The organism is Patescibacteria group bacterium (assembly GCA_018896645.1).
GTDB lineage: Bacteria > Patescibacteriota > Patescibacteriia > UBA2591 > JABMQE01 > JAHIMF01.
Genome location: JAHIMF010000089.1, coordinates 1 through 10,787, shown reverse-complemented (window position 1 = coordinate 10,787; position 10,787 = coordinate 1). Strand labels below are relative to the sequence as shown.

The 10,787-nt window shown below is 39.8% G+C and carries 11 protein-coding genes and 1 tRNA gene; 11 read left to right on the top strand and 1 reads right to left on the bottom strand.

Features of this window, described 5'->3' with window-relative positions; translation table 11 throughout:
• Positions 1–1,595: 1,595 nt before the first annotated feature.
• A complete protein-coding gene (locus tag KKD20_06800; protein ID MBU4332783.1) occupies positions 1,596–3,650 on the top strand; it encodes a hypothetical protein in 2,055 nt (684 codons plus the stop codon).
• 194 nt (positions 3,651–3,844) lie between these two features.
• Here the strand turns inward: KKD20_06800 and KKD20_06795 are convergent, their stop codons facing one another.
• Entirely contained in the window at positions 3,845–4,288 is a 444-nt protein-coding gene (locus KKD20_06795; GenBank protein ID MBU4332782.1) for a hypothetical protein, read from the bottom strand.
• A gap of 130 nt (positions 4,289–4,418) precedes the next feature.
• Here KKD20_06795 and KKD20_06790 point away from each other — a divergent pair, with 130 nt between their 5' ends.
• The 10 genes from KKD20_06790 to KKD20_06745 all read left to right on the top strand — a co-directional run bounded on the left by KKD20_06790 (position 4,419) and on the right by KKD20_06745 (position 10,746).
• Positions 4,419–5,168, top strand: coding sequence for an anaerobic ribonucleoside-triphosphate reductase activating protein (locus KKD20_06790; GenBank protein MBU4332781.1), 750 nt, complete (start codon positions 4,419–4,421; stop codon positions 5,166–5,168).
• Between the two features lie 102 nt (positions 5,169–5,270).
• Positions 5,271–5,585, top strand: a complete 315-nt coding sequence (locus tag KKD20_06785) for a hypothetical protein (GenBank protein ID MBU4332780.1) — start codon at positions 5,271–5,273, stop codon at positions 5,583–5,585.
• Between the two features lie 58 nt (positions 5,586–5,643).
• Positions 5,644–5,916 (top strand): hypothetical protein, encoded by a 273-nt coding sequence (locus KKD20_06780; protein ID MBU4332779.1) that lies wholly within the window; start codon positions 5,644–5,646, stop codon positions 5,914–5,916.
• A gap of 1 nt (position 5,917) precedes the next feature.
• The gene (locus KKD20_06775) at positions 5,918–6,175 is read left to right on the top strand and encodes a hypothetical protein (GenBank protein ID MBU4332778.1); all 258 of its coding nucleotides are present in this window, start codon (positions 5,918–5,920) and stop codon (positions 6,173–6,175) included.
• Between the two features lie 217 nt (positions 6,176–6,392).
• Positions 6,393–6,632 (top strand): hypothetical protein, encoded by a 240-nt coding sequence (locus tag KKD20_06770; protein ID MBU4332777.1) that lies wholly within the window; start codon positions 6,393–6,395, stop codon positions 6,630–6,632.
• Positions 6,633–6,719: 87 nt separating this feature from the next.
• Entirely contained in the window at positions 6,720–7,835 is a 1,116-nt protein-coding gene (gene prfB / locus KKD20_06765) for a peptide chain release factor 2 (protein MBU4332776.1), read from the top strand.
• 93 nt (positions 7,836–7,928) lie between these two features.
• Positions 7,929–8,003: transfer RNA gene (locus tag KKD20_06760), tRNA-Cys, on the top strand.
• A gap of 119 nt (positions 8,004–8,122) precedes the next feature.
• On the top strand, positions 8,123–9,967 hold the full coding sequence (gene mtnP, locus KKD20_06755) for an S-methyl-5'-thioadenosine phosphorylase (protein ID MBU4332775.1): 1,845 nt from the start codon (positions 8,123–8,125) through the stop codon (positions 9,965–9,967).
• Positions 9,968–9,981: 14 nt separating this feature from the next.
• On the top strand, positions 9,982–10,224 hold the full coding sequence (locus KKD20_06750; protein ID MBU4332774.1) for a hypothetical protein: 243 nt from the start codon (positions 9,982–9,984) through the stop codon (positions 10,222–10,224).
• 21 nt (positions 10,225–10,245) lie between these two features.
• On the top strand, positions 10,246–10,746 hold the full coding sequence (locus KKD20_06745; protein ID MBU4332773.1) for an NUDIX hydrolase: 501 nt from the start codon (positions 10,246–10,248) through the stop codon (positions 10,744–10,746).
• Positions 10,747–10,787: the final 41 nt, after the last annotated feature.

Here is a 10,787-nt window from a genome sequence, read left to right as displayed (position 1 = left end):
CAAGGTCTACTTTGAGACCTTGAACTCCATAGTTTCACTAATCTTAATGTAATCTTAGCTATAAATCAATCCACCTAAGTTAATTTATCACCCCAATATAGGGACAGTGCCTATAATGAAAATTCAAATTCCCAATTTTGAATTTAGGAATTAGGAATTTTATTGGGTGAATTAGGAATTAATAAATTTTCAAGAGTTATCCACACCCATGGCCTTGTTGGTTTTTTTTAAAATTTTTGTTATACTAAAGAGGCAATCAAAAAATATCGTGCCAAAGGCAGATCAGCCCGCCTTGTCGGCAGACAGGCCCTTGGCTGAAAAAACCAAAAATAAAAATTTCCCCTACAAGCTTTTTGGAAGACAAAGACAAAAATGTAGCAAGGGGATTTTTGTTTTTTCTACCTGTCAAAAAACCCACGACCCATGCATAATAAGACATCTAAGAAGAAGGCATGTCTTATTTTTTACTTTTTAAATAATAAGTTTATAAATTTAAAGGAGGAAATAATATGAAAATTTTACCAACCAAGAAAAATAAAGTTTCTAAAATTTGTAAACGCAATGGCAACGTAGTTGATTTTGTTCAGGAAAAAATAACCGGAGCTATTCTCAAGGCTTTGGAGGCAACCGAAGCGGGAGACAGGAAACTGGCCGAGAAGTTGTCAGAAAGGGTAACCGAAAAGATAAACAAGAAGTTTCATGAACGTACTATTCCAGCCGTTGAAGAACTGCAAGATTTAGTAGAGGAAACTTTAGTTGAAGAGAATTTGACCAAGACTGTCAGGGCTTATGTTTTATATCGAGAGCAGCATAAACAAATCCGAGACTATCAAGTGTTTATAGATTCTGATAAGATTATGGAGGGATATTTGAACAATACGGACTGGAGAGTTAAGGAAAACGCCAATATGACCTTTTCTTTGCAGGGGTTGAATAATCATGTGGCCAGCGCAGTCTCTAAACATTATTGGCTTAATAAAATTTATTCGCCAGAAGCTCGGGAAGCGCATGATAGCGGGGATTTTCATATTCATGATTTATATATGTTAGCGCCTTATTGCACGGGTTGGGATTTGAAAGATTTACTTTTGTGGGGTTTTGGCGGAGTGAGCGGTAAAATACAATGCAAACCAGCGAAACATCTGCGAAGCGCTTTGGGACAGATAGTCAACTTTTTTTATACTTTGCAAGGAGAGATTGCCGGAGCAGTGGCTTTTTCCAATTTTGATACTTATTTAGCTCCTTTTATTCGTTATGATGAATTAGATCACAAGCAGGTTAAGCAGGCAATGCAGGAGTTTTTATTTAATATGAATGTGCCGACGCGAGTGGGTTTTCAAACTCCTTTTACAAATTTAACCCTTGATTTAAAAATTCCTAAAACTATTGCCAAAGACTCGGTAATTATTGGTGGCAAGATACAGAAAGAAAAGTATGAAGATTTTCAAAAAGAAATGGACATGTTTAATAAAGTATTTGCCGAAGTAATGATGGAGGGAGACGCAAGCGGGCGAGTGTTCACTTTTCCGATTCCGACTTATAACATCACCAAAGATTTTGATTGGGAAAACGAGGTAACAACTAAGATTTTTGAGATGACGGCCAAATACGGAACGCCTTATTTTTCTAATTTTGTGAACAGTGATATGGATCCTGATGACGCCAGAAGTATGTGCCCTTTGGCAGGCGATGAGAAGGTTTTAGTAAGGTCGTCAAGGGGCAGAGTTGTGGAATATTCCTTGATTAGAAATATTTACGAGGGCAACAGCAAACAGAATGAATATGAGATTTACAGTGATGGGAAATTTATCAAGGGAAGGTTTAGTAGATTCAAAAACCAAAAAATGATAAAAGTGACTTTGGAGAATGGCCACGAAATAAAGATTTCGGAGGAACATTTGAATTTTGTGATGGAAGATTCAGTGAGGAAGCAGAAAGTACTGAAAGGAAAGGATTTGCAGGGGGGTATGTATTTGCCTTATTCACTGCAAGCATACAAAGGCGAGAGCGGTAATGAAGATTTGGGTTATTTTGTTGGAGCTTATGCGGGCGACGGTTCTTTTGACGGCGATTGTACAGTAATCTTTTCTTTAGAGAATCATTATAAAAAAGAATTAATTGGGAAATTAGAGGGGATTGCTCGAGAATATTTTGGAGCACATACTGTAATTAAAAATTACAAGGGGAGTAAATTGGTTAGTTTAAAAATTCATTCTAGGGCAGCCGTTGGCTTATGCAGGGATTTTGTTGCTGAAAATAAGCGAGAGAAGCATTACAGAGCGCGGTTGTTTACCATGAGTATTGATTTTAGGAAAAAAGTATTAGCTGGTCATTATGATACGGATGGCGGTAATCGGAATAGAATTTATACTTCATCGCCCAAAATGATAGAAACATTGAATATGCTGGCGGCGACTCTAGGCACCACCACCAGTATTTATAAAGATGAGAGAAAAGGCAGGCTGGGGAAGGAACCGAATTATGCGGTTTTGATTTACCAATTGAACAGGAAAAAATATGGAAAAGTGTGGTTCAAAAAGAATAAAAGGCTGTGGGTGAAAATTAAGGCGGTTGAGTCAATTACTAACAGCACGGCCTATTGTTTTGAAGTTAAAAATGGCGAGCCGATATTTACAGTGGGAACAACAGGGATTTTAACGCATAATTGCAGACTAAGACTTGACAATCGTGAATTGCGCAAACGCGGCGGCGGGCTTTTCGGCGCCAACCCCCTAACAGGGAGCATTGGCGTGGTAACGATTAATATGGCCCGCATTGGTTATTTGTCAAAGACAAAAGAAGAATATTACGAGAGATTAGAAAAGATGATGCGGCTGGCCAGGCAGAGTTTGGAGGTAAAAAGAAAAGTTTTAGACAAATTTACTGATGAGGGCTTATATCCTTATTGCCGCGTTTATTTAAAAGGAATCAAGAAGCGATTTGAAACTTATTGGAAAAATCATTTTAATACTATCGGGGTGAACGGTATGAACGAGTCAACGGTTAATTTTATGGGCAAAGATTTAACAAATTCTGAAGCCAATGCTTTTGCCAGTGAAGTTTTAGATTTTATGCGAGAGAAACTAATAAATTATCAGACCGAAACCAATGATTTGTATAATTTGGAATCAACGCCAGCAGAAGGCACATCATACAGATTTGCTAAGACAGACAAAGAGAAATACCCGGATATCATTGTAGCTAACGAAGAGGCGGTACGTACTAAAAATGCTGACCCGTTTTATACCAATTCCACGCATTTGCCGGTTGATTCAACAGATGATATTTTTGAGGCCTTGGATTTGCAGGATGATTTACAGGTGAAATATACCGGCGGCACAGTGTTTCATGGTTATATTGGGGAAAAATTATCGGATGCTGATTCAACCAAGAATTTGGCAAAAAAGATAGCAGAAAATTATCATTTGCCTTATTATACAATCACGCCAACCTTTAGTATTTGTCCGGAACATGGATATTTGGTGGGCGAGCATTTTCATTGCCCGGAGTGTGGCCAGGAGGCTGAAGTATATTCGCGAGTTTCCGGGTATCTTAGGCCGGTTCAGCAGTGGAATAAAGGGAAACAGAGTGAGTTTGAACAGCGCAAGGAATATCGGACGACGGGGAGAAATAAAGAAGTTGAGAAATAAAGCCATTCGACAAACTCAGGCCAGGAAAATAAAGGATATGTGTTAATAAAGTTAATAAATGATAATTGTTGATAGTTTATAGATTTTTGGAGTAGCCCCGCTCGCAAGCGAGGGCGCTCCTGTTTTTGGAGAATAAAAAAGACCCATTGAGTGGAGCGCTCAATGGGTTGATAGAGGAGATACGTTGTAATCCGCTATTTTGTTTTTTTCCATTCTTCAATTATTCTGCCAAGATCCAGCTGTAATGCCGGGTTATGGCATTTGATTGGGATATGATGTTTTAAGGCCAACGCAATCTCTTCTTTCATACCATCTGATATTCTGGGGCCGCAAAGCCAGAGCTCGTTGATTATCCCTTGCTGGAAATATTTGCGATTGGCTAACATACCAAGCTCTCTTTCCTTTGGTATGCTATCATCAAGATATTCTAAGAACAGGAGGCAGGGAGCGCAGGGAAGAATTTCACGGGTATGGATTTCTTTACAAATTTTTAAAATAGCATCTCGGTTGCCCGTAATATCCCCGGCAATCTGATGGGCGATATAGACAATTTTTGGTTTTTGTCGTTCTGCCAGCTCTTCCAATATAGCTGGTATATCAGGCCACTTAATCTTTAGACCCGCAAAGGGCTTTTCCATTTTGCGTCTCCTCTCTTTGAGATTTGATTGTGAAAGGTACGATTTGGTTGATTATCATCATTATACACTTTTTATTTATTCTGTCCAACATTAAAGCTGTAATCCATAATTTATAAATTCACAGCAACAAATGCTCCTCGGCGGCTTTCAAAAATTTTCTTTAATAGATTACCCCGGCAAAGTATCAGCGATTGTTTTTACGCAGGGCTGTAATTTTCGGTGCAGGTATTGTTATAATCCGGAGCTTGTTGATTCACGAAACACGAAACACGAAACACGATACAACGAAGAAGTAATTTTGGATTTTTTGCGTTCTCGGGTTGGAAAGCTGGACGCGGTGGTGGTTACTGGCGGGGAACCAACGATTCAAACGGATTTGCCGGAGTTTATAAAGAAGATAAAAGATTTAGGATTTTTGGTTGGGCTTTATACAAATGGCACTAATCCGCAGGTATTGAAAAAATTATTTGATGAGAGATTAATTGATTATGTTTCAATGGATGTAAAAACCCGATTATCCCAGTCAGAGTCTGGTCAGCCTTTGGCTGAAATTACCAATAATTATCAATCAGTAACCGGTGTTAAAATAACAGATGAGGATTTAAGTAAAATCAGAGAAAGCATCGCATTATTAAAAAAATCAAACATTGATTATACGATTGCGACTACTGTGGTGCCAGGTTTGGTGGCAATTGAGGATGTTGAGGCCTTGGCTAGTGATATTAGGGGTGTCAAGCATTTTAGGCTCCAGCCACTTGTCAAGACAAAAGAAATGTTAGATAATAAATACAGGGCCGTTGAACCGTATCCGATTGAGGAGTTGGAGCGGCTAAGACATGAGATTGCGCATTATTTTGGGAGATGCGAGATTAGAGCGTAGTTAATTGTTGATAGTTGATTGTTAATAAAGTTAATGGTTCGATGCGACTCACCACAGGTAAAGTTAATAAATCAATAAATTAATAAACTAAAAACAAAACTTATGCCAGATGAAAAACCAAATCAACAGGAAGAACTTTTGAAGCTATTAAAAGAAAATTTAGAGTACAACAAGGCGATTTATAAAATGAGCAAGAAGACTAAGAAGTTTATTCTGACTCTGCAGATTATGAGCATAGTCAAGCTTTTATTGATTGTGGTCCCGGTTATTTTAGCAATTATTTATTTACCGTCATTACTGCAAAATTGGATTGGGCCGTACCAAGAACTTTTAGGTCAATCAGGCCAGGGTTCAAGCATTTTGAATCAGCTGAAAGAGCTTAAGACTGGCGGGGAATTTAAGAATTTGTTGAAGTAGATTCACTAATTTTCACGAATCAGTACACTAATCGCACGAATCACGAATAGTTTTATTTATGAAATTTGATTTTTATAAAATTTTGGGAATTGTTGGGCTGTTGATAATGGCTGGTGTTGCGATTTATTTAATTCTGAAAATTATCGGCGTAATACATTCTGCGAGTGTTGAAGAGGTTTTTTTAGCGTTAGTTGTTGGTCAAGTATTTTATAGCGGTTATACTTTTAGAGCGATTCAAGGAATTGAGAAAAGTACGAAGAGAACAGAAGAAAGAACAGACAGTATAGAATGCAGGCTGTTAAAAATTGAAAAAAGAGAGGAGGTGAAATAAGATGGTAAAATTTTTTAATGACAGAATAAAGAAACTTAATTTTTGGGATGTGGCTTTAATTAAGTGGGGATCAGCTGCGGCTGGGTTGGTGGTTTTTAAAGCAATAAAACTTATTTGGGGCTGGGATGTGTTTACAGTGAGTATTTGGTGGTTGGTGGTGATTTGTTTGGTTTTGATAATTAAGCCGGTAGCGAAGACTTTTGGTTGCTGTAAGAAGCGAGAAGGGTCGAAAGAGCAGGTCGAGCAGAAGACAGAGTAAAATGAGGTTAAGATTCCAATTACAAATGTCAAATTTTGGGATTTGAATTTTTGATTTAGCTTGAGATTAATTGATAACTGATAATTAATAATTGGCGTTTAGGGGCAGGTCCTTGACAAGAATTTTGGAAAGTGTATAATGTCCGAGAAGGAGAATTTTGTTCGCAGGAATCCCATCAACTCAAAACCTTACTACAAGGAGGTTGGTGATGTTTAACATGATACCTGAAAAGTATGCTGAGCTGTTCGGATTTGCCCAACAGAGCGAAGAGGCCCAGGAAGCTTACGATAAGGGTCTTTCTGCGGGCTTTCTCATTGGTCTAGTAATGCCCTTGCGTCACAGTTGGTTTTTTGCTAAAAGGGCAAGAAAAATTGTAGGTACACCCTTGCCTCATTTTCCTGATGGGATAACATCTGCCCATATAGAGGCACTCATTGAGATTATCGGTAAGGCGTAGAAAGAAAGGTAAAGATAGGGAGAATGTTTTCCCTAGCCTTTTTTATTTTCGCTTGAATCAAGTGTTTTTTTATGCTAACCTAAAATTATGCAGGAATTAATAGAAAAATTTGAGGAGTTGAAAAATAAAATTTTGGCGACCAAGAAGCTTTTGGATTTGGAGGCGAAGAAACAAGAAATTAAGAAACTAGAAACAAGGGTGAATCAGCCGAATTTTTGGAAAGACCAGGAAAAAGCGCGGAAAGTTAGTCAGGAGTTGAGTGATTTGAACGGGGAAGTGGGACAGTGGGAGGAATTACATAAGGAGGTTGATGATGGGTTGAGTTTGGTGAATGAAGCACTGAAAACAAAAAAACAAGAAAACAAAAAAACAAACGGCGACTTTTTCAATGATTTGGAAAAAGAATATGAGCGGCTTTTGGAAAAGTATGACGAGTTGGAATTTTATGTTTTGCTTTCTGGCAAATATGATAAAAATAATGCGATTTTAGCGATTCACGCCGGGGCTGGCGGAGATGACGCGCAGGATTGGGCAGAGATGCTGCTGCGGATGTTTTTGCGGTATTGTGAAAACAAAGGATTTAAGACAGGTATTATAGACAAGTCAGCTGGCAGTGAGGCCGGGCTCAAGAGCGCAGTGGTGGAAGTAATTGGCAAACATGCTTATGGATTTTTAAAAAGTGAAGCCGGGGTGCACCGCCTAGTGCGGATTTCGCCATTTGACGCGGAGAAGATGAGGCACACTTCTTTTGCCATGGTTGAGGTTTTGCCGGAGCTGGAAGATATTGATGTGGATATTAAGGATGAAGATTTGCGGATTGACACTTTTTGCGCCAGCGGCCATGGGGGTCAGAGCGTGAACACGACTTACTCGGCGGTGCGGATTGTGCATTTGCCGACAAAAATTACAGTGAGTTGTCAAAATGAACGGAGCCAAACGCAAAATAAAGAGACAGCTTTAAAAATTTTAAAATCCAAAATTTATCAATATTATCAAGCGGAAAAAGAAGAAGAAAAACAGCAGTTGCGGGGAGAGTTTAAAGAAGCGGCCTGGGGCAATCAGATTCGGTCTTATGTTTTGCATCCGTATAAAATGGTGAAGGATCATCGGACCGAGTTTGAGACGCAGGATGTGGGGTCTGTGCTTGACGGGGGGCTGGAGGAGTTTGTTGGGGCGTTTTTGAAGAGTCAGATTGACGGTTAATGCAATTGTTAATAAAAGTTAATAAGGTTAATAATTTGGGTTTGACGTGATTAGTTTTTTGATATAAAATATTTATAGAAATTACAATCAATTGGCGGCGTGGCCAAGCGGTTAAGGCGGAGGATTGCAACTCCTCTATCCCATGTTCGACTCATGGCGTCGCCTCCATGGAGAATTCAACATAGCCTCGGGCAGATAAACTCGGGGCTTTTTTCTTGACTTAAAAATTCAAAAGCGTTAAGATAAAAAACTGAATTATTAATTATCAATTATTAATTATCAAATTCATGAACCTAGACTTAAAAATTCGCAAAATTCCGAACTGGCCCAAACCGGGAGTTTTGTTTTATGATGTAACAACTCTTTTTGAGGATAGGGAGGCATTTAGATATGTGGTTGATGAGATGTGCAAGCCGTATTTATATACGCGGGTTGATAAAATCGTGGGTATTGACGCCCGAGGATTTTTGTTGGCTTCCAGCATGGCGTATAAACTCGGGGCCGGGGTTTCTATTGTACGCAAGAAAGGGAAGTTGCCTTATAAAACTATAGCCAGAGATTATTCTTTGGAATATGGCGAGGGGACTGTTGAGATGCACGAGGACACGATCAAACCAGGCGAGCGAGTTATTATTGTTGACGATTTGGTAGCCACCGGCGGGACAATGAAAGCGACATGTGAGTTGGTGGAGCAGTTGGGCGGGGTGATTGTGGGAGTGAGTTGGCTTGTTGATTTGCCGTTTTTACATGGGTCGGAAAAGTTAGTCAATTATCAATGTCACTACTTAATAAAATATGAAAGTGAGGAAATTGACAAGAAAACAACCCTTCAACAAGTTCAGGGCGGGGAAAAACAAGAAAGCAAAGAAACAAGTGAACAGGTTTTTCCAGAGCCATGCGTTGGAGCCTTTATTTTTGACGAAAGAGAAAAATTATTTTTGATGAAATCTCATAAGTGGAATAATCAGTACATGATACCAGGGGGGCATGTTGAATTGGGTGAGAGTATGAAACAGGCACTTGCAAGGGAAGTGAAAGAAGAGACAGGCATGGATTTAGATTTTATTAAATTCTTATTACATCTGGAGGCAATTTTTCCTAAAGAGTTTTATAAAAAAAGACATTTTATTTTTTTTGATTTCTACTGTCGAGCCAGTTCTTCCCAGCCGATTATTTTAAATAGCGAGGCTGAAAGTTATGCTTGGATTGAGCCAGCCGAGGCATTAAAATTAGATTTAGAACCTTACACGCGGAAGACGATAGAGTATTATTTGAAAAATAAGGATATTGTTGCGGGGACACAAAATTTTGTGTTCACAAAGATAAAACCAAAAATTGGCATCATCGGCGGTTCAGGTTTGGAAAACTTAGATATTTTGCAGGATAAAAAAGAAGAGAAGGTGAATACGCCGTACGGGCGGACAAGCGATGTGGTGGTGACTGGCAGGATTGGTGACCCTTCGGCAAGCTCAGGGCACTTCGTGGATGTTGTAATCATTCCACGCCATGGGCGAGAGCACACAATCAAGCCAACTGATGTCAATTATCGGGCGAATATTTGGGCGATGAAAGAGCTGGGCGTGACCCATATTTTAGCGCCGACTGCTTGCGGGAGTTTGAAGGAAGAAATTAAGCCGGGAGATTTTGTAATTTTAGATCAATTTATAGATAGGACGACTAAGCGGGAGCAGACCTTTTACGAAGGCCGGGTTTGCCATATCCCAATGGCCGAGCCGTTTTGCCCAAAACTTCGAGAGCTGATTTATAAAACCGCACAACAATTAGGCATTCGTTCGCATAAATGGGGAACAATAATTACTATAGAGGGACCGCGATTTTCTACTAAAGCAGAAAGTTATATATTTCGCCAGTGGGGCGCTGATGTTGTCAATATGACTACTGTGCCCGAGGTGGTGTTGGCTCGGGAAGCCGGGATTTGCTATGCGGCCATTGCGATGGCTACTGATTATGACTGTTGGCGGGAGGCAAGTGAAGCTGTGACTATTGAGATGATTTTAGAAACAATGAAAGAAAATGCCCAAAATATGAAAAAATTGTTAGTTGAAGTTATTTCTAAAATAGATTATATTGAGTGTGGGTGTAGGGAAACAATAAAAACCGCGGTTCTTTAAACAAGGAGGCTCTTATGGGATGCCCGTGGTACTTTTTAGCGATTGCGTTTGGAACAGGAGTACTTACCACCTTGTTAGTGACGGGGCGCAGGTTGGTAAGGTATGGTAGGATTGTTAGAATTGTCACCCTGCAATATTATTGGGACAGGATTTGGTTTTTAGAGTCAGTCGAAGAGGATCGAAAATTAAAGCGAGCAGTGGGGCTCCTAGATGATATTGCCCGGAGGCTGGGTTGTAGATGGTTTGGTGAGTCATAGCAGGAGCACGATAAAAAACCGATGGGAGGTCTGCCAGTGATTTATCTAGAATTTTCCGACTTGCCCGAGGATTTTGAACCGAGTTTTGAAGCAGTAGGCGGTTTTCTAGAGAATGAAGGTGAAATTCTTCTACTCTTAAGGCGCGCTGATAAATCTCAAGGCAACACATGGGGTATTCCCACAGGCAAGATTGAGGCCGGTGAGACGCCCCCCCAAGCAATGGCCAGGGAGCTGCAAGAAGAAACCGGGTATGATGTGTGTCCTCTCGCGTGTCACCTTTTTCAGAAGATTTATGTGAGATATGAAGGCCGATATGATTTCATTTACTACATATTTCACATCCCCACGGAGACCAGACAGTGCGTTAAGACCAGCCCCAGCGAACACCAAGGGGCTAGATGGATGTCACCCAGCAAGGCCCTAGAAATGCATCGTAATTATAGAGAGCCAGATTTGGTTGAGGATCTTGATTGTTGTATTGAACTTTTTTATGGAGAGTGGGTTGAGATTTCAGTTCTTTAAACAAGGAGGTTATTGTGAAAGAGAGAGTATCACCGATAGCT

What these genes read in the sequence shown, in the direction of transcription:
- KKD20_06800 (MBU4332783.1), top strand. Translation starts at nt 1,596, where the DNA reads ATGACGGCCAAATACGGAACGCCTTATTTTTCTAATTTTGTGAACAGT.
- KKD20_06795 (MBU4332782.1), bottom strand. Translation starts at nt 4,288, where the DNA reads ATGGAAAAGCCCTTTGCGGGTCTAAAGATTAAGTGGCCTGATATACCA.
- KKD20_06790 (MBU4332781.1), top strand. Translation starts at nt 4,419, where the DNA reads ATGCTCCTCGGCGGCTTTCAAAAATTTTCTTTAATAGATTACCCCGGC.
- KKD20_06785 (MBU4332780.1), top strand. Translation starts at nt 5,271, where the DNA reads ATGCCAGATGAAAAACCAAATCAACAGGAAGAACTTTTGAAGCTATTA.
- KKD20_06780 (MBU4332779.1), top strand. Translation starts at nt 5,644, where the DNA reads ATGAAATTTGATTTTTATAAAATTTTGGGAATTGTTGGGCTGTTGATA.
- KKD20_06775 (MBU4332778.1), top strand. Translation starts at nt 5,918, where the DNA reads ATGGTAAAATTTTTTAATGACAGAATAAAGAAACTTAATTTTTGGGAT.
- KKD20_06770 (MBU4332777.1), top strand. Translation starts at nt 6,393, where the DNA reads ATGATACCTGAAAAGTATGCTGAGCTGTTCGGATTTGCCCAACAGAGC.
- prfB (MBU4332776.1), top strand. Translation starts at nt 6,720, where the DNA reads ATGCAGGAATTAATAGAAAAATTTGAGGAGTTGAAAAATAAAATTTTG.
- mtnP (MBU4332775.1), top strand. Translation starts at nt 8,123, where the DNA reads ATGAACCTAGACTTAAAAATTCGCAAAATTCCGAACTGGCCCAAACCG.
- KKD20_06750 (MBU4332774.1), top strand. Translation starts at nt 9,982, where the DNA reads ATGGGATGCCCGTGGTACTTTTTAGCGATTGCGTTTGGAACAGGAGTA.
- KKD20_06745 (MBU4332773.1), top strand. Translation starts at nt 10,246, where the DNA reads ATGGGAGGTCTGCCAGTGATTTATCTAGAATTTTCCGACTTGCCCGAG.